Annotated in this window: 28 protein-coding genes and 1 tRNA gene; 4 read left to right on the forward strand and 25 right to left on the reverse strand. The window is 72.9% G+C overall.

Annotated features, from left to right (window positions below; translation table 11 throughout):
* Nucleotides 1-27: 27 nt before the first annotated feature.
* From ACGF4F_RS20830 to ACGF4F_RS20895, 14 genes are all read right to left on the reverse strand, one after another.
* On the reverse strand, nucleotides 28-1194 hold the full coding sequence (locus ACGF4F_RS20830; protein WP_357438589.1) for a globin domain-containing protein: 1167 nt from the start codon (nucleotides 1192-1194) through the stop codon (nucleotides 28-30).
* Nucleotides 1195-1196: 2 nt separating this feature from the next.
* Entirely contained in the window at nucleotides 1197-1592 is a 396-nt protein-coding gene (locus tag ACGF4F_RS20835) for a group 1 truncated hemoglobin (RefSeq protein WP_073833173.1), read from the reverse strand.
* Between the two features lie 504 nt (nucleotides 1593-2096).
* A complete protein-coding gene (locus tag ACGF4F_RS20840; RefSeq protein WP_393079294.1) occupies nucleotides 2097-2690 on the reverse strand; it encodes a MerR family transcriptional regulator in 594 nt (197 codons plus the stop codon).
* A 214-nt stretch (nucleotides 2691-2904) separates the two neighbouring features.
* Nucleotides 2905-3369 (reverse strand): bifunctional nuclease family protein, encoded by a 465-nt coding sequence (locus tag ACGF4F_RS20845; protein WP_073833177.1) that lies wholly within the window; start codon nucleotides 3367-3369, stop codon nucleotides 2905-2907.
* A gap of 211 nt (nucleotides 3370-3580) precedes the next feature.
* Nucleotides 3581-4282, reverse strand: coding sequence for a MerR family transcriptional regulator (locus ACGF4F_RS20850; RefSeq protein ID WP_357438586.1), 702 nt, complete (start codon nucleotides 4280-4282; stop codon nucleotides 3581-3583).
* 50 nt (nucleotides 4283-4332) lie between these two features.
* Complete coding sequence (locus ACGF4F_RS20855) at nucleotides 4333-4785, reverse strand: FHA domain-containing protein (RefSeq protein WP_088962138.1); 453 nt, start codon at nucleotides 4783-4785, stop codon at nucleotides 4333-4335.
* 217 nt (nucleotides 4786-5002) lie between these two features.
* Nucleotides 5003-5383 (reverse strand): glycine cleavage system protein GcvH, encoded by a 381-nt coding sequence (gene gcvH / locus ACGF4F_RS20860; RefSeq protein WP_357438583.1) that lies wholly within the window; start codon nucleotides 5381-5383, stop codon nucleotides 5003-5005.
* Between the two features lie 57 nt (nucleotides 5384-5440).
* Nucleotides 5441-6352 carry a DUF881 domain-containing protein gene (locus ACGF4F_RS20865; protein WP_393079299.1) on the reverse strand — a complete coding sequence of 304 codons (912 nt, stop codon included), beginning with the start codon at nucleotides 6350-6352 and terminating at the stop codon, nucleotides 5441-5443.
* A 6-nt stretch (nucleotides 6353-6358) separates the two neighbouring features.
* A complete protein-coding gene (locus tag ACGF4F_RS20870; protein ID WP_073833183.1) occupies nucleotides 6359-6691 on the reverse strand; it encodes a small basic family protein in 333 nt (110 codons plus the stop codon).
* Nucleotides 6688-7635: a DUF881 domain-containing protein gene (locus tag ACGF4F_RS20875; protein ID WP_357438577.1), complete on the reverse strand. Its 948-nt coding sequence runs from the start codon at nucleotides 7633-7635 to the stop codon at nucleotides 6688-6690. The genes ACGF4F_RS20870 and ACGF4F_RS20875 overlap by 4 nt, the downstream gene beginning before the upstream one ends.
* The gene (locus ACGF4F_RS20880; protein WP_073833187.1) at nucleotides 7632-8273 is read right to left on the reverse strand and encodes a CDP-alcohol phosphatidyltransferase family protein; all 642 of its coding nucleotides are present in this window, start codon (nucleotides 8271-8273) and stop codon (nucleotides 7632-7634) included. Before ACGF4F_RS20880 ends, ACGF4F_RS20875 begins: the two co-directional genes overlap by 4 nt.
* 326 nt (nucleotides 8274-8599) lie before the next feature.
* Nucleotides 8600-9070, reverse strand: a complete 471-nt coding sequence (locus ACGF4F_RS20885; RefSeq protein WP_393079303.1) for a MarR family winged helix-turn-helix transcriptional regulator — start codon at nucleotides 9068-9070, stop codon at nucleotides 8600-8602.
* Between the two features lie 36 nt (nucleotides 9071-9106).
* Nucleotides 9107-10294 carry a PP2C family protein-serine/threonine phosphatase gene (locus tag ACGF4F_RS20890; protein WP_357439249.1) on the reverse strand — a complete coding sequence of 396 codons (1188 nt, stop codon included), beginning with the start codon at nucleotides 10292-10294 and terminating at the stop codon, nucleotides 9107-9109.
* A 146-nt stretch (nucleotides 10295-10440) separates the two neighbouring features.
* On the reverse strand, nucleotides 10441-11187 hold the full coding sequence (locus ACGF4F_RS20895) for an SAM-dependent methyltransferase (protein ID WP_393079306.1): 747 nt from the start codon (nucleotides 11185-11187) through the stop codon (nucleotides 10441-10443).
* Between the two features lie 129 nt (nucleotides 11188-11316).
* Between ACGF4F_RS20895 and ACGF4F_RS20900 the strand changes: the two genes are divergently transcribed.
* Genes ACGF4F_RS20900 through ACGF4F_RS20910 form a run of 3 tightly spaced genes read left to right on the forward strand, consistent with a single transcriptional unit; the run spans nucleotide 11317 to nucleotide 12941 of the window.
* Complete coding sequence (locus ACGF4F_RS20900) at nucleotides 11317-12198, forward strand: universal stress protein (protein WP_393079309.1); 882 nt, start codon at nucleotides 11317-11319, stop codon at nucleotides 12196-12198.
* A gap of 60 nt (nucleotides 12199-12258) precedes the next feature.
* Nucleotides 12259-12468: a phosphatidylethanolamine-binding protein gene (locus ACGF4F_RS20905; RefSeq protein WP_073833194.1), complete on the forward strand. Its 210-nt coding sequence runs from the start codon at nucleotides 12259-12261 to the stop codon at nucleotides 12466-12468.
* The gene (locus tag ACGF4F_RS20910; RefSeq protein ID WP_357438566.1) at nucleotides 12465-12941 is read left to right on the forward strand and encodes a hypothetical protein; all 477 of its coding nucleotides are present in this window, start codon (nucleotides 12465-12467) and stop codon (nucleotides 12939-12941) included. The genes ACGF4F_RS20905 and ACGF4F_RS20910 overlap by 4 nt, the downstream gene beginning before the upstream one ends.
* On the opposite strand, the gene ACGF4F_RS20915 is transcribed toward ACGF4F_RS20910, so the two are convergent.
* Nucleotides 12938-13147, reverse strand: coding sequence for a hypothetical protein (locus tag ACGF4F_RS20915; protein ID WP_073833196.1), 210 nt, complete (start codon nucleotides 13145-13147; stop codon nucleotides 12938-12940). The genes ACGF4F_RS20910 and ACGF4F_RS20915 overlap by 4 nt on opposite strands.
* A gap of 172 nt (nucleotides 13148-13319) precedes the next feature.
* Between ACGF4F_RS20915 and ACGF4F_RS20920 the strand changes: the two genes are divergently transcribed.
* Nucleotides 13320-13973 carry a hypothetical protein gene (locus ACGF4F_RS20920; protein WP_357438563.1) on the forward strand — a complete coding sequence of 218 codons (654 nt, stop codon included), beginning with the start codon at nucleotides 13320-13322 and terminating at the stop codon, nucleotides 13971-13973.
* A gap of 3 nt (nucleotides 13974-13976) precedes the next feature.
* On the opposite strand, the gene ACGF4F_RS20925 is transcribed toward ACGF4F_RS20920, so the two are convergent.
* The 10 genes from ACGF4F_RS20925 to fdh form a co-directional block, all read right to left on the reverse strand.
* Complete coding sequence (locus tag ACGF4F_RS20925; protein WP_073833285.1) at nucleotides 13977-14159, reverse strand: hypothetical protein; 183 nt, start codon at nucleotides 14157-14159, stop codon at nucleotides 13977-13979.
* Nucleotides 14160-14228: 69 nt separating this feature from the next.
* Complete coding sequence (locus ACGF4F_RS20930; protein WP_357438560.1) at nucleotides 14229-15506, reverse strand: hemolysin family protein; 1278 nt, start codon at nucleotides 15504-15506, stop codon at nucleotides 14229-14231.
* Nucleotides 15507-15545: 39 nt separating this feature from the next.
* Complete coding sequence (locus ACGF4F_RS20935; RefSeq protein ID WP_073833287.1) at nucleotides 15546-15743, reverse strand: hypothetical protein; 198 nt, start codon at nucleotides 15741-15743, stop codon at nucleotides 15546-15548.
* Between the two features lie 45 nt (nucleotides 15744-15788).
* The gene (locus ACGF4F_RS20940) at nucleotides 15789-16514 is read right to left on the reverse strand and encodes a hypothetical protein (protein WP_357438557.1); all 726 of its coding nucleotides are present in this window, start codon (nucleotides 16512-16514) and stop codon (nucleotides 15789-15791) included.
* Nucleotides 16515-16543: 29 nt separating this feature from the next.
* Nucleotides 16544-18307: a selenocysteine-specific translation elongation factor gene (gene selB / locus ACGF4F_RS20945; RefSeq protein ID WP_357438554.1), complete on the reverse strand. Its 1764-nt coding sequence runs from the start codon at nucleotides 18305-18307 to the stop codon at nucleotides 16544-16546.
* A 1-nt stretch (nucleotide 18308) separates the two neighbouring features.
* The gene (selA, locus tag ACGF4F_RS20950; protein ID WP_393079314.1) at nucleotides 18309-19601 is read right to left on the reverse strand and encodes an L-seryl-tRNA(Sec) selenium transferase; all 1293 of its coding nucleotides are present in this window, start codon (nucleotides 19599-19601) and stop codon (nucleotides 18309-18311) included.
* Between the two features lie 51 nt (nucleotides 19602-19652).
* Nucleotides 19653-19748 (reverse strand) — tRNA-Sec (locus ACGF4F_RS20955).
* A gap of 138 nt (nucleotides 19749-19886) precedes the next feature.
* Nucleotides 19887-21041, reverse strand: a complete 1155-nt coding sequence (gene nrfD / locus ACGF4F_RS20960) for an NrfD/PsrC family molybdoenzyme membrane anchor subunit (RefSeq protein ID WP_393079317.1) — start codon at nucleotides 21039-21041, stop codon at nucleotides 19887-19889.
* The gene (locus ACGF4F_RS20965; protein ID WP_393079320.1) at nucleotides 21038-22081 is read right to left on the reverse strand and encodes a 4Fe-4S dicluster domain-containing protein; all 1044 of its coding nucleotides are present in this window, start codon (nucleotides 22079-22081) and stop codon (nucleotides 21038-21040) included. The genes nrfD and ACGF4F_RS20965 overlap by 4 nt, the downstream gene beginning before the upstream one ends.
* A complete protein-coding gene (gene fdh, locus ACGF4F_RS20970; RefSeq protein ID WP_393079323.1) occupies nucleotides 22078-25341 on the reverse strand; it encodes a formate dehydrogenase in 3264 nt (1087 codons plus the stop codon). Before fdh ends, ACGF4F_RS20965 begins: the two co-directional genes overlap by 4 nt.
* Between the last annotated feature and the right edge of the window lie 674 nt (nucleotides 25342-26015).

Below are 26015 nucleotides of genomic sequence, written 5' to 3' on the forward strand. Positions count from 1 at the left end.
CGGGCCTCGCAAGCTCACTCCTCGCGCTCACCGGACACCTCCGGAATCGTCAGAGGCGGTCGCGGTCCGCCACGTCGGCCCGTACCAGTGCTTGCCGAAACCCTCATGGTGAAGCTGACCCTGGTGGTAGCCCGCCCTGGTCAACGTCGTCACCGAATGATGGACCATCTCGTCCGAGCCGCAGATGTACACGTGCCGGGACCGCCAGTCCCCGTCGGCCAGCGCCCGGTCCACCACGTGCCCGAACTCCCCCGGCCGCTGAAGGTCCGTACCCACCACGTAGGTGACCGCCAACCACGGATACGACGCCACCAGCTTCTCGATCGCCTCGTTGTCGTAGAACTCGCCAGGCGACCGGGCTCCCACATACAGATCGACCCGGCGCCGAGACCCCTCCGCCGCGACCTGCTCCACCAGGGACTTCAGCGGGGCCCAGCCGGTGCCGCTGCCCAGCAGCAGCAGATCGGAGGTGCCGGCCGGCCACAGCGTCAACCGGTCCCCCACCGGGGCGGCCAGGTGGACCTGGTCACCCACCGCGCACCCGTACACCAGCCGCGACGACACCGCGCCGCCCGGCGCCGCGCGCACGTGCAGCTCCAGCGTGCCGTCCGCCCGGGGCGCGTTCGCCGGCGAGTAGTACCGCCACGCCCGCACCGCCGGATGGGACACCCCGATCGACTGGCCCGGCGCGAACGGCAGCAGGTACTGCGGGCGCAGCGTCAGCACCGCCAGATCGAACGCCCGCCGCTCATGCCCGAGAACCTCGGCCACCCACCACGGCGGGTTCACCGCCTCGGCCGCCTGCGCCGCGTCGATCATCACCTGCGACACCAGCCCGTACGCGGCCGTCCAGTCCTGCGCCAGCTCGTCGGTCCACGCCTCGCCGAGGAAATGCTGCAACGTCGCGACCAGCGCTTCACCGACCGCCGGGTAGTGCTCCGGGCGCACCGCGAACTTGCGGTGGTCGGCGCCGAGATCCTGCAGGAACCCGACCAGGCTGTCGACCTGGTCCACGTGGGACACGATGTGCCCCAACGCGGTCACCAGCCGATCCCGCTGCCCGGCCATGTTCGTGGGGAACATCTGCCGGGTCTCCGGATGGGACAGGAACAACATGGAATAGAAATAGAGCGGCACCTGGTCGCCGTGCGCGGCGACCAGGGACCAACTCTGCTTCAGTCGTGCCGCATCCACACTCAGACGCCCGTTCCGCGTCCCTGGGCCACCACCTGGTCCTGCACCTTCTCCAGGACGACCTGCACGTAGCCGATGATGTCGCCCGGCACGCCCAGCTCCGTCAGCGTCGCCGTCAGGTGCTCACCGACCTTGACGTAGTGCGCCACCGGAATGTTCAACGGCTGGTGCACCTCGGCCAGCTCACGGCCCTCGTACTCGTTCGGTCCGCCGAGCACCACGGTGAGCATCAACGCGAGGTGCCGCCGCTGCTCGGCCATGTTGAGCTCGGTGAAGTAGCCGGCCAGCTCCGGGTCGGCGAGCACCTTGTCGTAGAACAGGGCCACCGCCGCCTTGACCGAACTGGCGCCGCCAATCCGCTCGTAGTGGGACGGCGCGGTCTCTTCAATAACCGTCACGGTCGTTCCTTCCAGGGTGAAAGGCCGCGCGACTCGGCGCGGAGGGGCAACCGGTCGGCTGGCGGGAGGTGCCGTAACGTTCAGTGCCAGCGCGACCGTGTGGGACCTTAGCGCGCCATCCGGATAAAGGCACGGCCGGCCTATCAGATTTTTGACAACCGCCGACCGGCCAGCGTCGTCATCAGCCGGAAGGACGTTTCATCGTCGGGCCCACCCGACAGTGTCAGTGCGTCACCGGCGGTGGACCTGTCCACGTGACACCCTCCACCCTGGACCGCGCCGACCAGCTACCGCCGCGCCCGGCCGACGACGGGCTGTGATCACCGTAGACGTCATCCGGCACGGCACCCCGTCGCGCCGGGCCACCGGTCCCACCCATCGGACCAGCCCGGCCAACCACCAGCCGGCCCGACACGCAGCGCAATAAAGAATCGCGTCGGGCTCCAGCCACGACGCGATTCCACACACCGGCCCCGACGGAACCCCCGCCGACGGACCGCCAGCTCAGCCCGCCCGACGACGCGCCCGACGTGCCGCCAACTCGTCACCCACCGACTCCGTCGACGGCGACTCCGCCGACTCCTCGCCAGCACGACCCGACGAATCCGCCGGCTCCGCCGGCAGCGTCGACAACGACCCCTGGATTTCCTTGAACGCGCCACCGATCGCGATGCCGAACACCCCCTGGCCGCCCTGCAACAGGTCGACCACCTCCTCCGGCGACCGGCACTCGTACACCGACGTCCCATCGGAGATCAACGTGATGCCCGCCAGGTCCTCCACCCCACGCGACCGCAACGCCTCGATCGCCCTACGGATGTTCTGCAACGACACCCCGGCGTCCAACAGCCGCTTCACGACCTTCAACACCACCAGGTCGCGGAAGGAGTACAACCGGGACGTCCCCGACCCCGACGCGTCCCGCACGCTCGGCACCACCAGGCCCGTACGAGCCCAGTAGTCCAACTGCCGGTAACTGATGCCCACCGCGTGACAGGCCGTCACGCCCCGGTAGCCCACCTCGCCGTCACCGCCCGGCGCGGGCGCCACACCCGCCTGCTGCTCCATACCCGGACCAGGATCTCGCGGCTCGTGCATCCGGACAACCTCCCCGCCCGTGCGGTGACACGCCGCCTCTCCGCGCACGTGCACCCCTCGACACCGCAACCCTATCGCCGCACCAAGGAGTTACCACGCACGAACCACCGCGACACGCCGCGCAACCACCAGGAAGATCACCCACAGCAAGCGACGCTCACCCACCGTGACACCAGTACGCCCGGCCACCGAACCCACCCGGGCCGACCACCAGTCAGCCCGCGAAATCCTCCGGCCGCACCTGCTCCAGGAACTCCCGGAACTTCTCCACCTCGTCCTCCTGCTCGTCCGGGATCACGATCCCCGCCTCACTGAGGACCTGCTCCGCACAACGAATCGGAGCCCCCACCCGCAACGCCAACGCGATGGAGTCACTCGGCCGCGCCGACACCCGCACCCCGTCACCGATCAACAGATCGGCGTAGAAGACGTTCTCCTTCAACTCGGTGATCTCCACCGCCCGCAACGGCGCCTGCAACGCCGCCAACACGTCCCGCAAAAGATCATGCGTCAACGGCCGCGCCGGCTTGACCCCCTGCTGCTCGTAGGCGATCGCCGTCGCCTCGACCGCGCCGATCCAGATCGGCAGATAGCGGTCCCCCTCGACCTCCCGCAGCAGGACGATCGGCTGGTTGCTGGGCAGCTCCACCCGAACTCCGACCACGCTCAGCTCGCGCACCGCCGCCTCCGTGTCGTTGTCACCTACGCCCGCACCGCGCCCTTCCCTGCACGGTACACGGACCGCGACACGAGAGTCCCGTGCGCTACGTGCACCACGCCTCGCCAGAACGGGTTACCCCGGCAAGCCTACGACACGCTTCCCGAGCCAGATCTTTCCGCGCCCACCGACAGCAGAGGCCGGGCGCCCCCACGACACCCGGCCCCACACCTCATCGACCCAACGTCGACCGCAGCCCCACCCGCACCAACGCCGCGTGCAACTGCTGCGACAACGCCACCAACTCCCGTGCCGTCTCCGCCGCCCGCGCCCGCGCCGCCGGATCACTCTGCCGCGCCAACGGCGCCACCAACTGCGCGAACAGACCGACCTCCCGATCCGCCGCCGTCCGGTACCCCCGCAGATGCCGCGGCTCCAACCCGTACGCCGCCAACCCCGCCACCGCCCGCGCGATGATCAACGCATCCGCGTCGTACCAACCCGGCGGATCCGACACCAGCACACCGAGCCGCTCCAACTCGGCCAGCGTCGACTCGTCGACACCACTACGGGAGATCAGATCCGCCCGCCCCAGCCGCACTTCCGACGACTCGGCGGGCTCCGCCCCGTCCCGACCCGGCACCTCACCACCGGGACCGACCGCCACCAACGCCGGCCGCTGCCGCCCCGGCGCCGCACCCGACGCGTCCCACTCCGCCAACTGATCACGGATCACCCGCAACGGCAGATACTGGTCCCGCTGCGCGGTCAACACGAACCGCAACCGCGCCACATCGTCCCAGCTGTACTTCCGATACCCCGCCGGCGTCCGCTGCGGCTCCACCAGGCCCTCGGCCTCCAGAAACCGCAACTTCGAGATGGTGACGTCCGGGAACTCCGCCCGCAACTGCGCCAACACCTCACCGATACTCATCAGCGGTGTGGCACGCGCCGCCCCGGACGGCGTCGAAGCCGCAGGCCCGTTCACCCCCGGCCGGCCTCCTCCTCCGGACGCGGACCGGCGATGAACACCACCCGGAACTTACCGATCTGCACCTCGTCACCATTGCTCAACGTGGCCGCCTCGACCCGCTCCCGATTCACGTACGTGCCGTTCAAACTGCCCACGTCCCGCACCGTGAACGTGCCACCGTCCCGGTGAAACTCGGCGTGCCGCCGCGACACCGTCACGTCATCGAGGAAAATGTCACTGTCCGGGTGCCGCCCACTCGTCGTCACATCGTGATCCAACAAGAACCGGGCACCCGCATTCGGACCGCGACGAACCACCAGCAGCGCCATCCCCGGCGGCAACGAACCGGACATCCGGCTCGGCACCACATCGGTGTCCGGACCCTCCAGCACTTCGTCGAGCGAACCGAGATTGAGCGTAGAAGTGACGTCGAGCGGGGGGAACTCGTCGCCTGGGCGCGTCATGGGGACCACCTCACGGATCTGTTCGGTCGGCGTCGGGGTAATGGCGGGTCTGGCCGCCGGGCAGTCACACACCCGGCGGCTGGCTCCCCGTGCCCGGGAAGGCGCATTCCACAACGCTCAACTATCGGCTTTTCGGTCGACTGGGCGAGCCTAGCCAGCGCCGAAAATCAGGGCAACCGGACGCGCGGAGAACCAACCCCGCCGCCCGCAACGACAATCAGCTCTCAGTGAGCTCGCGGTACGCAGCAGCGGTCAACAAACCCTCGACCACCGCCGGATCATCCGCGGTGATCTCCACCAACCACCCCGCACCGTACGGGTCCGTGTTGATCACCTCAGGCGTGTCGGTCAACGCCTCGTTGCGCGCCGACACCGTGCCACTCACCGGCGCGTAGATCTCCGACACACTCTTGGTCGACTCGATCTCACCCAGCGACTCACCCGCCGCCACCACCGCACCCTCGTCCGGCAACTGGACGAACACGATGTCACCCAGAGCGTCCTGAGCGAAGTGCGTGATACCGACCCGGACGGCACCGCCGTCACCACCCGCCACCCACTCGTGCTCGGCGGTGTACCGCAGATCCTCAGGAATCACCAGCTGCGTCCTTCATCATCGGTGCACCGGGGGGAAAACCGGCGCGGCCCCGACCGGTCAGGAAACCGGCCGGGCGTGTTCCAGCTTGATCGGCGCGTGCAACTGCGAAACCTCCACAGCCTCACGATCCTCAACGATCACGTTACCGCTGGCATCCGTCACCGATGCGACCACCCCGCCGGGAATGTTCAACGCGGTACGCATCGTCGCCGGATCACCGATCACCAGGACCGTGTACGGACCGCTCAACCGCCGCCCGTCCACCACCAGGCCACCACCCTGCCCGTCCACGAAATAGGTCGACGCGATGATCCGCACCGCCGTCCCATCCGCCCCGGCGATCTGCATGGCCTCCGCGCCCGCACCCCGCAACTCCTGCACCGCGTCCAGAATCCGCGTCGACGCCAACGCCTTCTCGCCACCCTCGAACCGCACCGACAGACCCGGCCCCACCGCCGGCAACGTACCCGCCAGGATGCCCAGCTCGTCCGCCCGCCGCGTCGCCTCCTCCAACGCCGCCGCCCGACCCTGCTCACCCGAGCGCAACTGCCGCTGGCTCTCCTCCAACGCCGCGATGTCCTGCCGCAGCCGCCGCTCCCGCGAATCCAGATCCGACGAGATCCGGACCAGGTCCTCCTCCCGCGTCGCCGCCAGCGTCGGATCCGTCGACGTCGTCTTCAACTGCACCACCAGGGTGAACCCCAGCAACGCCAGCAGCACCGCGATCATCGCCCCCGCCGACGTCAACCGCCGCGACACCGACTTCGCCGTCGCCGTCGCCGACCCGTCCGGCGCGTCACCCGCCGGCGGGTCCTCCGCCTCCCGCTCCGACGGCGCCAACGGGCTCAACTCGTCCGGATCCGGCGCGTCCGGGCGCGGATCCGGCTCACTCGCCGGACCCGACGGCCGCGCCGGCTTCTCCGGCTCCGGCCAACCCGTGCCCGTCTCCCGGTGCTCCTCGCTCATCACCACAACCTACGCCCGGAACAAGTGCCGACGGATCGCCGCCACGTTCCCGAAGATGCGCACCCCGAGCACGACCACCACACCGGTGGACAACTGACCGCCCACACCCAACTGGTCACCCAGGTACACGATCACCCCCGCCACCAACACGTTCGAGATGAACGACACCACGAACTGCTTGTCGTCGAAGATCCGGTCCAGCTTCGCCCGTACGCCACCGAACACCGCGTCCAGCGCGGCCACCACGGCGATCGGCAGATACGGCTGCAACGCCGCCGGCACGGTGGGGTCCAGATACACCCCGAGCAGCACACCGGCGAACAACGCCAGCACCGCGATCATCGGCCACCTCCGGAGGGGCTGGGAGACGTCCGCGAACCGGACGGCCCCGGACTGGTCGAACCGGCGACACCCGAACCCGACGGAGACGGGCTCGGACTCACCGAGGGCTCGGCGTAGATTAGCCGCGGCTGCGGCGCGGCCGGCAGCGTGAGGTCGTCAACGTCCTTCACACCGAACGACAACCCGGTGGTCCGCGCCACGTCGCGCATCAAGTCCGCCGCCCGGCTGCCGTCGAACTTGTCCCGCATCGACCCCGGACCGATCGCCGTCACCTCGTACGGGCTCGTCACCGGGCGGTAGTCGACCAGGATCGCCTCACCCGCAGAACGGATCGTCGACGTGGCCGTCAGCCGCTGCCCGTTGACCGCGACCGCCTCCGCGCCCGCCGCCCACAACGCGTTCGCCACCTTCTGCAGGTCCGAGTACAACACCCGGGACGGACCGGCGTCCGCACCGGTCACCGCGTCCTTGTCCGCCGCAGCGTCGGCCAACCGCACCACCACACCGTCACCGCGCACCCGGCCCAGGCCCGTACCCGCCTCCAGGTTGCGCAACCGGGACGCCTGCGAACCACTCAACGCCGCGTCCCGCTGCCGGCCGACCTCCTCGCGCAGCTGGTCCGCCCGCTCGGTCAACCGGTCCGTCTCGGCCTCCCGCTGCTTGATCTCGGCGATCAGCCCGGCCCGCGCCTTCGCCCGGCTCGGCTGCTCCGCGATCGTCTCCCGGTACGCCACCGCGAACAGAAACCCGATCACCACGAGCACCACCAGGCTGACCGGACGGGCCAGCAGCCGCCGCAACCGCGACGTCGGCCCCTCCCGGCGCCGCGCCGCCGCGTCGGCGTACCCGGGATCGAGCGGGTTACGGAACAGCTCGGTGAGGAAGTCCGGGGCGTACGACCGCGCCGACGGGTCCCCGGCCCGCTCCCGCGGCGCCAGGCTCATGCCGCCGCTCCCGCGCGCCGCGCCCGCATCTCGCGGACCAGGCGGCTGGCCTGCACCACGTACATGCCCCCGGCCACCCAGTAGAGCACCAGACCCCACCAGGCCAGGCCCCAGCCGATCGCCCCGGCCGCCGTGGCGATGCTCGGCGCGGCGGCGGCCAACAGCAGGGTCGGGAACGCGGCCAGCAGCAGGAACGTCGCCGTCTTGCCGACGTAATGCACCGGCGGTGGGCCGTAACCGTAGCGGCGCAGCACCCCGAGCGACCCCAGCAGGAGCAGCTCGCGCGCCAGCAGCGCTGCGGTGAACTGCCACGGCACCACCTCGCGCGCGGTGAACGCCAGCAGCGTGGCCAGGATGTAGAGCCGGTCGGCGAGCGGGTCGAGCAGCTCCCCCAGCCGGCTGACCTGGTGCAGCCGGCGGGCGATCCAGCCGTCCACCCAGTCGCTGGTGCCGCCGATCGCCAGCACAACGATCGCCGCGACGTCGGCCCGGACCACGAGGAAGAGGTAGAGGAACAGCGGCACGCCGACGAGCCGGACGAAGCTGATCACGTTCGGCAGGGTGAGGACACGGTCGACCACCACCGCCGTCGCACCGCCGGGAGCCGGATGCTCCGATGGAGCCGGCCGACGCGACACCGAACCCTCCCTTCGCAGCACGGCCCGGGACCGACCACGATCGGCCGCTCCTTCGGACGTGCGCGTTGCCGGCCGGTCAGTGCCGGCGCCCTCTGTGATCCCGGGCTGGGACCTCCCCGATGCGGCCCGCGGTCGTGTCGATCGCGGGCCGGCCAGTTGCGCTGCCACTATATCGGGCCGCTCCGGCGTGCCCGGGGCCCGCTTTCGGTCGGGGTGGCCGTGTCTGTCTTCTGTGTGGCGGCGCACCACCCGTAGGGCATCCTAGGACACTAGTCGAAAGGCGGAACGCAGGCCGAAATCGTGTGCTGCGTGGGCGAGCGCCGGAGTCAGGCCGTGCGGGCGGTGGAGTCGGCAGCCGCCTGCTGGGCGCCGAGCGCCGCCGCCTGGCTGAACGCGATCAGGGCCACCAGCAGTTCGTGCTGGACCCGGTGGGGCATCCGGTCCAGCACCGCCTGGACCGCGCTGTGGCGCCGCTCCTTCAGGTCCCGCAACAGGCTCTCGGCCGCGGCGGTGGGGATCAGCCGCACCTCGCGCCGGTCGCGGGGATCGGCCACCCGGCGCAGTAGGCCGACCGCCTCCAGCCGGTCACAGAGCCGGCTGGCCGAGGACGGTACGACGTCCAGCAGCTCGGCCAGCCGGTTCACGTTGGTGTCCGGATGGGCCATGATCAGCGACAGCACGCGGAGCTGGGTCGGCGAGACGCTCACGGTGTGCCGGGGGGCCGCGGAGTCGAGCACACCGATGAGCGCCTCGGCAGCCGCATCGATGGCCGCGGCAAGATTCGGAGATCGCTCCACCCGATGTCCCCTGCGATGTTCGCCCCGCCGGTCTGGTCACTGCCCGTCGGCGTCGTCCGGAGGGCTGGAACCGCGCCAGTCCAGGCAGACGATCACCGCGTCGTCACGGAGATCCGCGTCGGCGTGGTACGCGTGCAGTTCGCGCATCACCGTACCAACTGCTTCGGCCGCTGGCTGCAACCGAGTGGACCGCATCGATCGCGCCATGGCCCGTTCCCCGTACGGCTCCTGCCCGTCCGGCTGTGCCGCGTACACGCCGTCGCTGACCACGAAGAGCCGGTCCCCCGGCTCGACCGTGAACTCCTGCACCTCGTACCGCGTCTCGGCGAACATGCCGAGCGGCAACTGCTGCTCCAGCGGAACCGGGGAGACGGCGCCGCCGCGCAGCCGCAGCACGTGCGGCGAACCCGCGTCGACCGCCCGGACCACGCCCCGCCGGGTGTCCAGCTCCAGCAACAGCGTGGCCACGTGCCGGCTCCCCCGCTGCTGGTAGAAGATGGTGTCCGAGGCCAGCTCGGCCTGCTCCACCAGGCTTCCGCCCGAGCGCCGGGCGTTGCGCATCGCGTTGACGGTCACCGTGGTCAGCAGCGACGCGGCCAGGCCGCTGCCGGCACCGTTGAGCACCGAGACGGTGAGCCGGTCGCTGTCGACCGACCAGTCGAAGTGGTCGCCGCCCACGGTGTACGCCGGTTCGAGCTGCCCGGCCAGCACGAAGTCGCCGTGCGTGACGCTGCGCCCGGGCAGCAGGTCCCACTGCATCTCCGCCGCCATGCTGAGCCGTTCCCGCCGGCGGGCCCGCCGATACCGGTCGGTCCCCCGGTCCGCGGCCCGCAGCGCCACCGCCAGGTCGCCAGCGACGTCCCGGGCCACCTCCACCACCGCCGCGTCCGGGTTCACCGGCAGCTCCAGCATCAGCACCCCGAGCCGCTCACCCCACACCGACAGCGGCAGGTAGACCCGGCAGCGACCGCCCTCGCCGCTGTCCAACACCGGCTGTTGACTGCTGAAACAGCGCTGCGCCACGCCCTGGCAGGCGAGAAAGCCGCCGTCCGGCAGGTCCGGGTCGAGCACCGGCCAGAGGCCGCTGAACCCGTAGTCGGCGATGAACACCTCGGTCCGCGACGCGTCCAGCGCCAGGCGGATCGCCCGGTCGGCCTCCTCCGCCAACTGGTCGGGCGGCGCCGCGCGCAGGGCACGCGACACCTGTCCGGGCGCATCCGGCATGCTCATCCTCCGAAGGCGACTATTGCTGCGGAGCAAGCATCATACGGAGGGCGCTGCACGGCCGGCCGCCCCGGTTCCCCGCCGGCTCGCCAGCGGGTCGACGGTGGCAGGTCCGGGACAGACCAGAGGGCCGGAAACGCCCGCGGTCAACCGCCGGGCTTGGCGGCCACCGCGCCGTAGAAGGCGTCCGGCACCGGAGCGGGCGCACCCGCCGGACGCCACTCGGCGACCGGCACGATGCCGTCCACCGTGGGCTGCCAGCGGCCGAGCAGCGGCGCGAACCCGGCCGGCGGTCGCATCCGGAACGCCGGACCCATCATGGCCAGCGCCTCCGGATGCCCGGCCAACTCCTCGCTGTCGAAGTCGATCGCCAGGAAGCTGCCCGGCGCGACCGCCTCGTACAGCTCGTCGAGGGTGCGGGCCAGGGTGGCGTCGTCCAGGAACGCGGCCAGCCCGAGGAAGACCACGCCGACCGGCCGGCGTCCCCCCCCGGGCACGAAGCGGTGCAGCTGGGCCGGGTCAATGGTGCCGATGTCGGTGGCGTCGCCGAAGCCGTACCCGGCGCGGTCGCTGTCGGCGAGCAGGCGCTGGCCGAGGCGGATGGTCACCGGGTCGACGTCGGTGTAGAGCACGGTGGCGTCCGGGGCGACCTCGTGCACGTTGCCGCGGGTCGGCACGCCGGCGCCGAAGACCAGGAACCCGTCCACCCCGGCGCCGGCGATCGACCGGACCGCCCGGCCGAGGAAGTCCCGCAACGAGCGGAAGATCTCCGCGCAGGGCCCGTACGCCCCCTCGAAGGCGCGGGCCGCGGCCACGTCCACCGGAAAGTGGTGCTCGCCGCCGAGCCAAAAGTCGATCATGCGGGCAGTGCTCGGCTGGTCGGGCTCGGCCATCGACGAGGCTCCCTTCCTCGGGCGGTGGTCGACAGCGTACCCAGGGGTCGGCTCCTTCGGTATCGCCCCGGCGACGCACAACCGGCCGCGATACTGGCCGCGGGCGTCCGGCGGCCAGGAGGTGCAGCGGTGAACTCGGCGAACGGCGCGGCGGTGGTGGTCGGCGTCGACGGCTCGGAGCCGGCGCGGCGGGCCGTCCGGCTGGCCGCGGCCGAGGCCGCCCGACGGCACCGGCCGCTGCGGGTCGTGCACGCGTTCATCTGGCCGCTGCTGCGCGTACCGGTGACCCCGCCCGCCGGGGCGCCGCCCGGCGGCGGGCTGCGGCACCAGGCGGAGCAGCTGGTCGCCGCGGCCGTCGCCGAGGCGGAGGCGGCAGCGCCCGGGGTACGGGTCTCCGGCGAGATCATCGACGGCGAGGCCTCCGCGGTGCTGCTCGGTGAGACCCCCAGCGCCACGATGCTCGTGCTCGGCGACCGCGGCCTCGGCGGATTCGCCGCCCTGGTGGTCGGCTCAGTGGCCGTCCAGGTCGCCGCACACGCCGACTGCCCGGTGCTGGTGGCCCGCGGCGCGCAGCGGCCAGCAGGGGCGGTGGTGGTCGGGGTCGACGGCTCCCCGCCGTCCCGGGCCGCCGTCGAGTTCGCCGCCGAGGAGGCGGCGCTGCGCGGCGCCTCGCTGCACGCCGTGCTCGCCTACACGCATCCGGTCTCCACCGGTCCCGGCGACATGCAGCCGCTGGTCTACCAGGAGAACCGGCTGCACGACGAGGAGGACCAGGTCCTCGCCCGGTCGCTCACCGGGCTGGCCGAGCGCCACCCGGGGGTGCCGGTGACCCGGGAAGCGGTGCACGGCCGGCCGGTCGCCGTGCTCACCGAGGCCGCCCGCGACGCCCAGCTGATGGTCGTCGGTGGGCAGGGCCGGGGCGAGCTGAGCGGGCTGCTGCTGGGGTCGGTGAGCCAGGGCGTGCTGCACCACGCCGACTGCCCAGTCGCGGTGGTCCGCTCCCCCGGCTGAACGGTTGGCGCCGCTGTCGGCGGGTAGACGGTGCGGGTACCCACACCGGAGGAGGCAGCGATGCCAGGACCACGGCCGGGCAGCAACGCGTACGACAAGGAGCGGGCGCGGCTACGCGATCTGATCGAGAATTCCGGGCGGGCCGCCGACCAGGAGGCGAACCAGGTGGCGAACCGGATCCTCCAGGACGACCGCGGCCAGCGGGGCATCGTCCGGGGAGAACGGACGTTCGGCCCCAAGGGTGAGCGCGAACCGGGCGACCCGAAGTGAGGGCGGCACCCGTGGTCGACGGCGCCATCGCGGGCGCCGTCGGCACCGCCACGTTGAACGTCGTCACGTTTTTGGACATGGTGGTTCGGGCCCGCCCGTCGAGCAGCACCCCGGACGAGACCGCCGGGCGGATGGCCCACGCCGCGCACATCGACCTCGGGCCCGAGGAGAAGGCGGCGAACCGCCGGTCCGGGCTCGGGGCCGTCCTCGGCTACGGCACCGGCATCGCCGCCGGCGCCGTGTTCGGAGTGCTCGCCGCCCGTCGCCGCATCCCGCTGCCGCTCGCCGCGGGACTGCTCGGCGGCGGGGTGATGGCCACCACCGACGGGTCGATCGCCGCCCTCGGCGTGAGCGACCCCCGGACCTGGCGGCCGAAGGACTGGCTGTCCGACATCGTGCCGCACCTGGCGTACGGAATGGCGACCGCAGCCACCTGGCGGAGGCTGCGGCCGCCGTCTCGGCGGCGCCGTTAGCGCCGCCGGCCGCTCTCGTCGTCAGCCACCGGCTGACCGGCCGGACCGTACGGCGACACCTGTCCCTTCGGAACCGGCCGCCCCACGTCCGCGTTGGACGTGCCCTTGTTGCGCGGATGCCCGCTCACCTGAAGGCCCTCACGGCTGTCCTGGCTGGTCGCGCCCTTGTCGTTGCGGCGGAGTTCCTCCTGCTGCGGCTTGACCACAGGTCTCTCCTTCCCAGTGGGAGCACACGGCGTGGGCCGCGTACCTGATCGGCGTACCCGCCGCCGCCCAGGCGCATTCCGCACCTCCGTGGCGCATCTGGTCCGCACGGACCACCCACAGAGATGCCGAGCGCACTGGTCTGTCTGCCGCCGGGGCGGGTACCCGGACGGGATGCCAGACGATCGGAAGGTGGCGCGGGTGCTGCTGGACCGGCAGGCCCGCACGTACGCGGAGGAGGCGGGGATCGCGCTCGCCGACCGGCCCGCGCCGCTCTACCAGCTGCTGGTGCTCACCACCCTGTTGAGCACCCGGATCCGGGCCTGCGTGGCGATTGCGGCGGCCCGCGAACTGTTCGGCGCGGGTTACCGGACCCCGCAGGCGATGGAGGCGGCGAGCTGGCAGGACCGGGTGGACGCGCTCGGTCGGGGGCACTACCGCCGCTACGACGAGCGCACCGCGACCATGCTCGGCCGGGCCGCCCGGCTGTGCCTGGACCGGTGGCACGGGGACCTGCGCCGCATGCACCGGGAGGCCGACGGCGACCGCGACGCGCTGCGGCGGCTGCTGACCGAGTTCCCCGGCATCGGGCCGACCGGGGCGGACATCTTCCTGCGCGAGGCGCAGGCGGTGTGGCCGGATCTGCGCCCGTACGCGGACCGGCGGACCCTCGCCGGCGCGAAGCGGCTCGGCCTGCCGGCGAACCCGGGCCGGCTGGCCGGGCTGGTCGGCGACGCCGACTTCGGGCGGCTCGCGTCGGCGCTGGTCCGGGTGGCGCTCGGCCAGGAGTCGGCCGGCGAGGTCAGCCGCACGGCCGCCGGTCGCTGAGGGTCACTTGGCCGGGCCCGGCTTCGTGAGGTACCAGACCAGCAGCGACGCGGCCACGGCGAGCAGGACCAGACCGCCGGAGATGCCGCCCTCGCCGCCGCCGCTGCGGTGGCCGCTGACCCCGAAGTAGATCACCGCCACCCCGGCGAGCACCGCGAGGAAGGTACGCAGGTTTCGGTCCCTCACGCTCCGCACGGTACAGGCGTGTTGAGCCTAGTTCGTCCGTTTCGCCGGAGGTCCCCCGTCCGGGTCAGGTCAGTCGGGGCGGGAGCCGGTGGCCGGGCCCCGCAGCCGTACCCGGCGCACCGCCCGGTCGGCCACCTCGACCACCTCCACGGTCAGCCCGGGCAGCCGCACCGTCTCGCCTGGGCCGGTGGGCACCCGACCCAGGCCGGCCAGCACCAGCCCGGCGACCGTGGTGTACTCGTGGGTCAGCGGGAAAGTGAGCCGCACCCCCACGTCGGGCAGGTCGTGCAGGGGAAAGTCACCCGGGATCACCAGGCCGCCGTCGGGCTCGCGGAGCACGCCACGCACGTCCAGGTCGGTCTCGTCGTACAGCTCGCCGACCACCTCCTCGAGCAGGTCCTCCATGGTGACCAGGCCGTCGATGCCGCCGTACTCGTCGACGACCAGGGCGAGCTGCTCGTGGCGCTGGCGCAGCTGGCGGATCGCGTCGGCCACCGGCAGCGTGCCCGGCAGCAGCACCGACGGGCGGGCCCGGGCGCCGACGGTGGCGCCGTCGCCGTCGACCAGGTCGCGGATGTGCACCACGCCGCACACGTCGTCCAGGCCGCCCGGCCCGACCACCGGGGCGCGGGAGCGGCCGGTCGCGGCGAGCCGGCGCATCCCCTCGGCCGTCGTGATCGCGGCCGGCAGGAAGGTCACGTCGCGCCGGGTCACCAGGATCTCCCGCAGCCGCCGACCGGCGATGTCAAACGCCCCGGCGAGGATCTCCCGCTGCTGGGCGGACAGGCCGCGCTGGCTCACCAGCATCTCCCGCAGCTCCTCCTCGGTCACCTCGGTGCGACGCGCCCGGGGGTCGCCGCCGGCGAGCCGGACCAGCAGGTCGGTGGAGCGGCTGAGCAGCCACACCGCCGGGCGGGACACCCGGCTCAGCAGGTCCAGCGGTCCCGCGCTCAGCAGTGCCCACCGTTCCGTCCACTGCATGGCCAGCCGCTTCGGGGCGAGTTCACCCACCACCAGGGTGACGAAGGCCAGTACGAGGGTCACCAGCAGCACGGCCACCGGATGGGCCGCCCGGCCGAGGAAGCTCAACGGCCCCACCAGGGGCTGGGTCAACGACACCGCGGCTGCCGCCGAGGCGAGGAAGCCGGCCAGGGTGATGCCGAGCTGGACGGTGGCCAGGTAACGGTTCGGCTCGCGGGCCAGACGAACCAGCCGGGCCCCGCTCTGCCCCGCCCGAGCCAACCGCCGCAGCTGCGCCTCCCGGAGCGTGACCAGTGCCATCTCGCTACCGGACAGGGCCGCGTTGATCAGCACCAGGACCACGATCAGGACGAGTTGTCCGGCCATCACGCCCCCTCCCGCCGCCCGGTGTGCCGCGCCGGCCGGTCAGTCCTTCTCCAGGTCGTCCAGCGAGATCTTGTGCGTCATCAGCCAGCGGGCCAGCGCGTTCATCCCGAACAGCCACAGCGGCGCGGACTCGGTGGTGCCGTTCGTGGCGAAGATGGCGAACCGCAGATCCGGTGCCCGGTAGGCCTCGATCCGCCACCGGTGCTGCTTGTCCCGCCAGATCGCCGCAGGATCCATGGCGTCACCGTAGGCGACCCGCGGCGCTGACGGAGCGGCTTGGGATCACCCGCCGGGTATGACAATCCCGCCGAACAGTGCGCGCAATCCCATTACCGCCAGCGACAGCACCAATCCCCCGAGCAGCGCCCAGCCGAACCCGGCCCAGCCGGACTGCCGGTCCCGGCCCGCCGGCAGCTCGGCGTGCCACTGCTCGCGAAGCAGCCAGCCGAGCACTCCTGCACCGAACGGCAGCAGCCCGAGCCAGAACCAGAAGCAGCGGCTGCCGGCCTGCGGTGCCGGGCCGGCGATGAGCAGCCCGAGCCACGTCAGCGCCAGCGCCCCGGCCAGCAGCGTCGCCGCGTCGGCGAGCCGGTCGGCGGGCGCTCCGTCGGTGCGCCAGCTGGAGGCGACCCGGGCAAGGCGCGCGTCCTCGTGGTCGGCCGGCCGCTCCTCATCGATCGACAGGCCACCGACGTCGGCGTAGCGAACCCGGCCGTCGGGCAGGCTCCAGATCATCATCCAGCCCTCGCTGTCGTACCGCGGTTCGGGCCGGCGCCCCCAGAAGCCGCCCTCCTGGTCCCATCCGTCGGCGCGGACGAAGGTGACGATCCTGCCGGCCGCGAGGTCCCGGTCCAGCTGCTCGGGGCCGACCTGGCGGGGCGCCGTCCACCAGGCGAGGGCGGCCCAGGCCAACCAGCACAGCGCCATCACCACGGCCAAGGCACGCCGGAGCAGTCGACGGCGGCTGCGGGAATCGGCGAAGCCTGCGCCGAGCCATGGAATGATCATGGCCACACGCTCGCACACCGGGGCAAGGGTCAGCCGGGCGGTGCCACCACCTCGCGGGCGTCGTCGGGCAGCCGGCGGGTGGCGCCGCGCCGGTCCAGCAGCTCCAGCAGCGGCACGGCCACCCGGCGGGTGGTGTCGAGGGCCTGCCGCGCGGCGCTGAGCGTGAACGGCTGCGGCAGCCGGGCCAGGATCCGGACCGCGTCGTCGAGCGCGCCCGGCAGCAGCACCACGTTGTCGGCCAGCCGCAGCAGGGCTCCGGCCCGGACCGCCGCGCCGATCTCCCGTGGGCCGAGGCCGAGGTCGGCCAGGCGGTGTGCCTCGGGGGCCTGGAAGGGGCGGTCGCTGTACTCGGTGCGGACCCGGTCGACGGCGCGGGCGACCGGATCGGGCAGCGTGTCGGCCGCCGCGGCGGTGACCCGGCCGGCCCGCAGCCGCAGCGGTGGCCGCAGCAGCGCCGCGACCAGCGCCCGGTCGGGCAGGTCGAGGCGCTGGCGCAGCACCTCGACGGGCACGCCGGGCTCCAGGGGATGCGCCCGGCCGTACCGGGTGACCTCCTCGGCGAGGCGTCCGGCCAGGGCCCGCCAGTGCTCGGGGTCGGCGAGCCAGTCCCCGGCCACCGGCGCGGCGGTGACCGCCACCCCCATCCGGGTCAGCTCACCGGCCCGGCTCAGCCGCCGGCGGCGCAGCTCCCCGGCCAGGTCGGGCCTGCCGTCCAGCGCGGCCAGCACCGCCGCCCGGGCGGTGGCGGCGCCCCGCCGGTGCAGCGGCGGCGGGGCGACGTCCAGCACCGTCACCCCGCCGGCGACGTGGTGCCGGCCGGGGTCGCGCAGCAGCGCCCGGTCCCCGATCAGCAGGGGCAGCGGCCGGGCCAGCCGCAGCCGCACGGTGTCCGGGCCGAGCGGGCGTACCCGGGCCGGCACGGCGGCGGAGCCGACGTGCAGGGTGAGGGTGGCCGGCAGGTCGGCGGCCGGATCGCCGGCGAGCCGAACGTCCAGCAGGTCGGTGCGGTGGAACCGGCCGGGGCTGAGCAGCGCGTCGCCGCGGGCGATCCGCTCGCGGGGCACGCCGCGCAGGTTCACCGCCACCCGGGCGACCGCGTCGATCCGGTCCCGCGCGACGCCGAGGGAGTGCAGGCCGCGGACCCGCACCGGCTCGCCGGTGGCGGCGAGTTCGAGCTGGTCGCCGACGTGCAGCCGGCCGCCGCCGAGGGTGCCGGTGACCACGGTGCCGCTGCCCCGGATGGTGAAGCAGCGGTCCACCCAGAGCCGCACCGGGGCGCCCAGGTCCGGGGCGGGCAGCCGGGTGGCGAGCCGGTCGAGGGCGGCCCGCAGCTCGGGCAGGCCCGCGCCGGTGGCGCCGCTGACGGCCACCGCCTCCACCTCGCCGAGGGAGGTGGCGGCGATCTCCGCCCGGGCGCGGGCCACCGCCGGGCCCGGGTCGGCCAGGTCCGCGCGGGTCACCGCCAGCAGCCCGTACGACACCCCGAGCGCGTGCAGCGCGGCCAGGTGCTCAGCCGACTGTGGCATCCAGCCCTCGTCCGCGCCGACGACGACCAGTGCGGCCGGGACCGGGCCGACGCCAGCCAGCATGTTCGGCACGAACCGCTCGTGCCCGGGCACGTCGACGAAGGCGATGGTCCCGCCGGAGGGCAGGGTGGTCCAGGCGAAGCCGAGGTCGATGGTCATGCCTCGGCGGCGTTCCTCCGCCCACCGGTCGGGTTCCATCCCGGTCAGTGCCCGGACCAGGGTGGACTTGCCGTGGTCGACGTGCCCGGCGGTGGCGACGACCCACATGTCAGCCGCCCACCCGCAGGATCGCCGCCCGGACGGCCTGGTCGGCGTCGGCCGGTAGGCAGCGCAGGTCGAGCAGGAGCCGCCCGTGCAGGACCCGGCCGAGGATCGGCGGCTCGCCGGTGCGCAGCGGCTGGGCGTACCGCTCGGGCAGGCTCAGCGCCCACGAGTCGAGCTCCACGCCGGGCGCGCCTCCGCCGCCGACCACCGCGGTGCTGGGCACAACCTCGGCCTTGCACCCGTCCTCGCCGAGCCGGTCGCGCAGCCGTTCCACCCGCTGCCTGAGCGCGGCCGGGTCGGCGTGCAGCGCTGCCCGGGTCGGGGTGGTCGGGGCGTGCAGGGTGGCGGTGAGCGCGGCCAGGGTGAGCTTGTCCACCCGCAGTGCCCGGGCGAGCGGGTGCCGGCGCAGCCGGTCGACCAGGTCGGCGGCACCGAGCAGCAGGCCGGCCTGCGGGCCGCCGAGCAGCTTGTCGCCGCTGGCGGTGACCAGGTGAGCGCCGGCGCGCAGGGTGGTGGCGGCGTCGGGCTCGTCGGGCAGCAACGGGTCCGGGGCGAGCAGTCCGGAGCCGATGTCGGCGACCACGGGCACACCCAGGGTGGCCAGGTCCCGCACCGGCACCGCCGAGGTGAAGCCGCGGACCACGAAGTTCGACGGGTGCACCTTCAGCACGAACCCGGTGTCCGGGCCGAGCGCGGCGGCGTAGTCGGCGAGGGTGGTGCGGTTGGTGGTGCCCACCTCGCGCAGCCGGGCGCCGGTGCTCGCCAGCAGGTCCGGCAGGCGGAAGCCGTCGCCGATCTCGACCAGTTCGCCCCGGCTGACCACGATCTCCGCGCCGGCGGCGAGGGCGGTCGCGGCGAGCACCAGCGCGGCGGCGCCGTTGTTGACCACGTGCACGGCGGGCGCGTCGGGCACGGCGGCGGCGAGCGCGTCGAGGGCGTCCCGGCCGCGTCGGGCCCGCCGCCCGGTGCGCAGGTCCAGTTCCACGTCGGTGTGCCCGGCGGCGGCGACGAGGGCCGCCACGGCCGGGGCGGAGAGCGGCGCCCGGCCGAGGTTGGTGTGCAGCACGACGCCGGTGGCGTTCAGCACCGCCCGGGGGGCGGGCGCGGGCAGGTCGGCCAGCGCGGCGTCGCGTACCTCGTCGGGGGTGATCTCGCCGCGGCGGGCGCGCTGCTGGGCCCGGACGATGGCGGCCTTGACCCGGTCGCGGCCGAGGGTGTCGACGGCGGCGGCCAGCCCGGGGTCGGCCAGCAACGTGTCGGTACGTGGCACCCGCCGCCGCGGGTCGGCGTCACGCATCGCGTCATCTCCCCCTGGCCTGCCTCGCGCAGGCGGAGCCGCACGGTTGCTTGGCGGAGACGGACGGGAATCGAACCCGCCTGGCCCGGGTCCCGGACCACACCGGTTTTGAAGACCGGGAGGGGCACCAGCCTCCTGAACGCCTCCACCGAGCACTAAACCACATGCGATCTCCGTCCGCCCGCGAGAGGGGCGAACCGCCGGGCGGTCAGGGTCAGGGCGTCCCGAAGCGCGGCCGGCGCCGGCCGGGGGTGATCGGCAGGCGGGTCAGCGGCGGCAGCGCAGCTACGCCCCGATCGGGCCGGCGCCCGGCCCGTTGCCGTCTGGTGCCTGGCCTTCCCGCTGCCGGGCGCGCTCCCGCTGCGGCAGCACGGTGTACTTCGGATCCCGGGCGGAGGCGACCCCGCCGTGGAAGATGCCGAACCGGGTGCAGAGCGCGGCGGCGAGCAGCGCCCCGCCGGACAGGCCGGAGAGGAGCCGGCTGCGCCGCCCGACCAGCGCGCCGGCCACCCCGGCGGCGGTCAGCGCCCGGCCGGCGCGCAGCAGCCTGCCGGGGGTGCCGGTCGCGTAGGGCTCGCTGAGCAGCCCGAGCCGGTTCTCCACCCGGTGCGAACCCCACAGCTCCATGGCGGCGCCGGCGACCGCGAACCGCCGCGCCGGGCCGGCCTGCGCGGTGGGCGCGGCCAGCAGCCCCACACCGGCGCCGCTGGCCAGCGCGCTGCCCGCGAAGATGATCGGGAGTTCCGGGTACGCGTCGTGCCAGGACGGCACCGCGGTGTCGGCGAGCAGCACCCCGGTGTACGTGGCCAGCGCCGGCGCGGTGGCGGCGGCGAGCAGCCCGGCCGCGTGCCCGGCGGGAGGCAGCAGCCGCCGGCCGAGGCCGAGCAGGCCCCGCTCGGGCAGCCAGGGCGCCGCCTCGGCGACCGCCGCCAGCCCGGCGGCGGGGCCGAAGGTGCTCAGGATCCAGGTGCCCACCGACATCGGCGAGGTCGGCTTCGCCACCCGCAGCATGTGGTGGAACCGGCTCGGTTTGCCCAGGTCGTGGATGAGGAAGTACGCGCTGGCGCTGACCGCCGCGAGGGAGGTGACCCGGCCGGCCCGGCGCAGCGCCGGCCGGCCGGTGAGCTGGCCGCCGGCGGCCAGTAGCGACGAGCCGGCGGCGAGGCCGCCGGTGAACAGGTAGGCCGCGATGTCCCACTTCCACACCGGCGGCTTGAGGATGGGCCGGCCGTAGTAGGAGGTGAACTCGGCCGGCGGCACGTTGATCTGCTCCCCGCCGCCGCCCCTGCGGCCCTTGCGTCGGGACCGCTCGATCGGGTCGACGCCGCGCGGCAGCTGCGGTGCCAGCCCCGGCCCGACGAGGCGCTCCGGCCCGTCGGCGGCGAGCCGCTCCCGGAACCGGCGGAACAGGTCGCCCACCGGGGCGCGGTCCGGGCTCACGAGGCACCTCCGACGAACGCGGCGACGGCGGCCGCCGCCATGGCCAAAGCGGCCAGCCCGGCCCGCTTCCACATCTTCGGCAGGTCCCGGGTGGTGACCACCGGGTCCGGTGGCAGGCCGTACACCTCGGGCTCGTCGAGGAGCAGGAAGAACGCGCCGTCGCCGCCGACGCCGTCGGTGGGGTCGTGGCCGTAGAGCCGCGCCTCCGGCACCCCACGGTCGTGCAGCTGGGCAACCCGCGCGGCGGCGCGTTCCCGCAGCTCGTCCAGCGGTCCGAACTGGATCGACTCGGTCGGGCAGGCCTGCGCGCAGGCGGGGGTCATGCCGGCGCCGAGACGGTCGTAGCAGAGTGTGCACTTCCACGCCCGGCCGTCGCCCTTGCGCTGGTCGATGACCCCGTACGGGCAGGCGGAGATGCAGTAGCCGCAGCCGTTGCAGATGTCCTCCTGCACCACGACGGTGCCGAACTCGGTGCGGAACAGTGACCCGGTCGGGCAGACGTCCAGGCAGGCGGCGTGGGTGCAGTGCTTGCAGACGTCCGACATCATCAGCCAGCGGAAGTCGGTGCGCGACTCGGCGCCGGTGGCCCGGCCGGGCGGCTGGGAGCCAGGCATGCCGAGGAACTCCGGCCCGGCGGCCATCCGGGTGGCGGCATCCGGCCGGCCCGGGGGCAGGCCGGGGTTGGTGCCGGTGTCGGTGCTGGTCCCGGCGGCCGTGGCGGCGCTGGCCGGGCTGGCCGCCGTGCCGGTCGGGTTCCCCTCGAACGGCGGGGTACGGTGCCCGGCCGGGCTCGGCTGCTCGATGAAGGCGACGTGCCGCCACGAGTTGGCGGTCAGCGCGCCGGTGTTGTCGTACGACATGCCGAGCAGGTCGAAGCCCGAGTCAGGTACCCCGTTCCACTCCTTGCAGGCGACCTCGCACGCCTTGCAGCCGATGCAGACGCTGGTGTCGGTGAAGAAGCCCATCCGGGGCGGGGCGTCGGTCCATCCGGCGTCCGGCGCGGGATCGAGCGGCCCGTAGAGGCTGTTGGCCTCGATCATTCGACCTCCCGTTCGGACGCGTCGGTGGTGACGATCGGCGGGCGGCCCCGGACCAGCCCGGCCCGGCGCCGGTAGTCGTCCACCAGTTCGAGCAGGGCGGGTCCCGTCGGGCGGCGGCCGGGCCGGATGTCACAGGTGCCGACCTTGCTCTCCTGGATCAGGACGTTCGGGTCCAGGGTGATGCCGAACAGGTCGTTGACCGAGTCGCCGGTGACGATGCCCTCGCGACCGAAGTGGTACGGCAGCCACACCTGGTGGATCACCCGGCCGTCCAGCCGCAGCGGGGTGAGCCGGTCGGTGACCAGGACCTTGGCCTCGATCGCCGCCCGCCCGCTGATCAGGTGCGCCCAGCCGAGGTGGTTCAGGCCGACCTCACCCGCCAACTCCGGGGAGACCTCCACGAACATCTCCGGCTGGAGCTCGGCCAGCCGTGGCACCATCCGGCTCATCCCGCCAGCCGTGTGGTGCTCGGTGAGCCGGCTGACGGTGAACACGTACGGGAAGACGTCGGTGTGCGGCTGCGGCGGGCTCGGGTTCACCGAGTTCACCGGGTTGTCGTAGACCTTGCGGGTCGGGTTGGCCTGCTGCCCGTACAGCGGGTTGCGCATTGGGGACTCGGCCGGCTCGTAGTGCGTCGGCATCGGTCCGTCCTGCAGCCCGGTCGGCACGTACAGCCAGCCCTTCCCGTCGCCCTGCATGATGAACGCGTCGTCGCCGGCGAGCCCCTCGACACCGGTGGCGCCTTCCGGTGGCCGGTACGTGGGCGGCTTCTTCTTCTCGAAGTCCGGCACGTCGTAGCCGGTCCACTCGCCCCGGTCGGCGTCCCACCACACGTACTTCTTGCGTTCGCTCCACGGCTGGCCCTCGGGGTCGGCGGAGGCGCGGTTGTAGAGGATGCGGCGGTTGGCCGGCCAGGCCCAGCCCCACTCGGCGGCCACCCAGTCCTGGTCGCGTCCGGGCTTGCGCCTGGCGGCCTGGTTGACCCCGTCGGCGTACACGCCGGTGTAGATCCAGCAGCCGATGGCGGTGGAGCCGTCGTCCTTGGCCTCGGTGAACGCCGACAGCGGACGGCCGGTCGCCACCTCGTACCCGTTGATCTCCCGCAGCACCGCCTCCGCGCTCGGCTCCGCCAGGTCGCCGTGCGTGGGGTAGTCCCAGGCGAGGTCGCGCACCGCACGGTCGCGGGCCTTGTCCGAGGCGGCCAGCTTCTCCCGGATGATCCGGCCGAGGTGGAAGAAGAACCACAGCTCGGAGCGGGCGTCGGCCGGCGGGTCGAGCGCCTTCTCCCGCCACTGGAGCAGCCGCTGGGTCTGGGTGAAGGTGCCTTCCTTCTCCACGTGCGAGGCGGCCGGCAGGAAGAACACCTCGGTACGGCACTCCTCCGGCACGATCTCGCCGGTCTCCACCTCCGGGCTGTTCTTCCAGAACGTCGCGCTCTCGATCATGAAGAGGTCGCGGACCACCAGCCAGTCCAGGTTCGCCATGCCCAGCCGCTGGGCCTTGCCGTGCGCCGAGCCGACCGCCGGGTTCTGGCCGAGCAGGAAGTATCCCTTGACCTTGCCGTCGATCATGTTCAGCACCGTCTGGTACGTCCCGTGGTCGCCGGTCATCCGGGGCAGGTAGCCGTAGCAGAAGTCGTTCTCCGGCGTCGCCGCGTCGCCCCAGTACGCCTTGAGCAGGCTCGCGCCGAACGCTCGGGCGTCGTCCCAGAAGCCCTTCTGGCCCGGGTGCCGGATGCTGTCCACCCAGTCGGTGAAGCTGGTGTGGTCGGTGTAGTGCGGCATCGGCAGATAGCCCGGCAGCAGGTTGAACAGCGTCGGGATGTCGGTCGAACCCTGGATGCTGGCGTGGCCGCGCAGGGCGAGGACGCCGCCGCCAGGGCGCCCCATGTTGCCCAGCAGCAGCTGGATGATCGCGCCGGTCCGGATGTACTGCACGCCCACGCTGTGCTGGGTCCAGCCCACCGAGTAGATCAGCACCCCGGTGCGTTCCCGGCCGGAGTTCTCCGTCCACGCCCTGGCCAGCTCCAGGAACTTGTCCTGCGGGATGCCGCAGGTCCGCTCCACCATTTCTGGGGTGTAGCGGGAGAAGTGCCGCTTGAGGAGCTGGTAGACGCAGCGCGGATGCTGCAACGTCTCGTCCCGCTGGACCTGGCCGCCGACCGGCATGCCGTGCGACTCGTGTCGCAGGCCGGCGGCCGTCTCCCGCTCCTTGTGCGTGTTGCGGTCGCCGGAGTTCTTCTCGTGGCCCGCGTACTGCCAGCTGCGCTGCCCGTACGAGTTGGTCTTCGGGTCGTAGCCGGAGAACAGGCCGTCGAGGTCCTCGGTGTCGACGAACTCCTCGCTGACGATGGTCGCCGCGTTCGTGTACGCCAGCACGTACTCCCGGAAGTCCAGCTCGTTCTCCAGGATGTGGCGCACGATGCCGCCCAGCAACGCGATGTCGGTACCCGCTCGGATCGGCAGGTAGGTGTCGGCCAGCGCGCTGGTACGGGTGAACCGGGGGTCGACGTGGAAGACCTTCGCGCCCCGCCGTTTGGCCTCCATCACCCACTGGAAGCCCACCGGGTGGGCCTCGGCCATGTTCGAGCCCTGGATGACGATGACGTCAGCGTTGGCGACGTCCTGCTGGAAGACCGTCGCGCCACCGCGACCGAAGCTGGTCCCCAGACCGGGGACGGTGGCGGAGTGTCAAATCCGCGCCTGATTCTCGATCTGTAGTGCGCCGAGCGCGGTGAAGAGTTTCTTGATGATGTAGTTCTCTTCGTTGTCCAGCGTGGCGCCGCCGAGGCTGGCGATGCCCAGGGTGCGGTTCAACGCCCGTCCCTGCTCGTCGGTGTCCTCCCAGGTGGCGTCCCGCGCCGCGAGCACCCGGTCGGCGATCATGTCCATCGCCGTGTCGAGGTCGAGGTCCTCCCACTCGGTCGCGTACGGCCGGCGGTAGCGGACGGTGGTCTGCCGCAGCGGACTGGTGACCAGGTTCTTGCTGGCGGAGCCCTTCGGGCAGAGCCGGCCGCGGGAGATCGGGCTGTCCGGGTCGCCCTCGATCTGGGTGACCTGGCCGTCCTTGACGAACACCCGCTGCCCGCAGCCCACCGCACAGTAGGGGCAGACCGAGCGCGCCATGCTGTCGGCGGTCTCGGTGCGCGCGGTCAGCGCCGCCGAACGGGCCGACTGGGCCGCCGCGCCCCGCCCGAGCGGGTCTGTGCCGGTGAGCTGCCGGTAGACCGGCCAACCCTCGATGAAGGTCTTCAGACCCATCCCGCGACACCCCCTCCCCCGCTGGCGGAAGCTGACCTCCTGAACATTAGGCCAGCCGCCGGGGCCCCGCGAGTCGAGTCGCGGATCATTTTCGGCAATCCTCAGCGTGGGGAAAACAGCGGCGCCCCGACCGGATGGCCGGGGCGCCGCTGGGCGTCGGTGTGCAGGTCGCCTCTCGGCGAGTGGCACGACGCGGCTCCAGCCGGACGGTATTCCGCGAAGGCAATTTGGGTGAGGCCCGGGGACACTGGACACACCGACGCTCTGCACAACGGTACGAGGGGTCCTGTTCTTCCGCTGCGGTTCGTGACCGCTGTCACCTGGGTTTCGCTTCTGTTGGCTGGTTGCTCTGGTGGCTGGTTGCTGTTGGGCGGTGGCTGCTGTGTTGGGCTGGGGGCGAGGGTGACCGGCTCCGGGCGGTCAGGCTTGATCCCTGCGCCGGTCACCCTCGCCCCCAGCCCCGTCGTGCGCCTACTCCGCCCGTCCGTCACTGGCTTTCTCCGGTACGTCCGGATGTGGAAACGCCGCTGGCCGGCACCCCCTGTTCGGGTGCCGGCCAACGGTCAGTTGCTTCTATCGGTGTTGTCAGCTGTTCCAGTGCTGGGCGACGAGGTCGGCGGCCTGCTGTTCCCACTGGGCGTAGGCGTCCGGGTAGGCCGACACCTGCACCGTCT

The sequence above is a fragment of the Micromonospora sp. NPDC047740 genome (assembly GCF_043204735.1).
Taxonomy (GTDB): domain Bacteria; phylum Actinomycetota; class Actinomycetes; order Mycobacteriales; family Micromonosporaceae; genus Micromonospora.

Bases quoted from the DNA above. Each gene is read 5' to 3' on its own strand.
- ACGF4F_RS20840 (WP_393079294.1), bottom strand. From the start codon at position 2,690: ATGCACGAGCCGCGAGATCCTGGTCCGGGTATGGAGCAGCAGGCGGGT.
- ACGF4F_RS20850 (WP_357438586.1), bottom strand. From the start codon at position 4,282: ATGAGTATCGGTGAGGTGTTGGCGCAGTTGCGGGCGGAGTTCCCGGAC.
- ACGF4F_RS20855 (WP_088962138.1), bottom strand. From the start codon at position 4,785: ATGACGCGCCCAGGCGACGAGTTCCCCCCGCTCGACGTCACTTCTACG.
- ACGF4F_RS20870 (WP_073833183.1), bottom strand. From the start codon at position 6,691: ATGATCGCGGTGCTGGCGTTGTTCGCCGGTGTGCTGCTCGGGGTGTAT.
- ACGF4F_RS20875 (WP_357438577.1), bottom strand. From the start codon at position 7,635: ATGAGCCTGGCGCCGCGGGAGCGGGCCGGGGACCCGTCGGCGCGGTCG.
- ACGF4F_RS20890 (WP_357439249.1), bottom strand. From the start codon at position 10,294: ATGCCGGATGCGCCCGGACAGGTGTCGCGTGCCCTGCGCGCGGCGCCG.
- ACGF4F_RS20895 (WP_393079306.1), bottom strand. From the start codon at position 11,187: ATGGCCGAGCCCGACCAGCCGAGCACTGCCCGCATGATCGACTTTTGG.
- ACGF4F_RS20905 (WP_073833194.1), top strand. From the start codon at position 12,259: ATGCCAGGACCACGGCCGGGCAGCAACGCGTACGACAAGGAGCGGGCG.
- ACGF4F_RS20920 (WP_357438563.1), top strand. From the start codon at position 13,320: ATGCCAGACGATCGGAAGGTGGCGCGGGTGCTGCTGGACCGGCAGGCC.
- ACGF4F_RS20930 (WP_357438560.1), bottom strand. From the start codon at position 15,506: ATGGCCGGACAACTCGTCCTGATCGTGGTCCTGGTGCTGATCAACGCG.
- ACGF4F_RS20935 (WP_073833287.1), bottom strand. From the start codon at position 15,743: ATGGATCCTGCGGCGATCTGGCGGGACAAGCAGCACCGGTGGCGGATC.
- ACGF4F_RS20940 (WP_357438557.1), bottom strand. From the start codon at position 16,514: ATGATCATTCCATGGCTCGGCGCAGGCTTCGCCGATTCCCGCAGCCGC.
- selB (WP_357438554.1), bottom strand. From the start codon at position 18,307: ATGTGGGTCGTCGCCACCGCCGGGCACGTCGACCACGGCAAGTCCACC.
- selA (WP_393079314.1), bottom strand. From the start codon at position 19,601: ATGCGTGACGCCGACCCGCGGCGGCGGGTGCCACGTACCGACACGTTG.
- ACGF4F_RS20965 (WP_393079320.1), bottom strand. From the start codon at position 22,081: ATGATCGAGGCCAACAGCCTCTACGGGCCGCTCGATCCCGCGCCGGAC.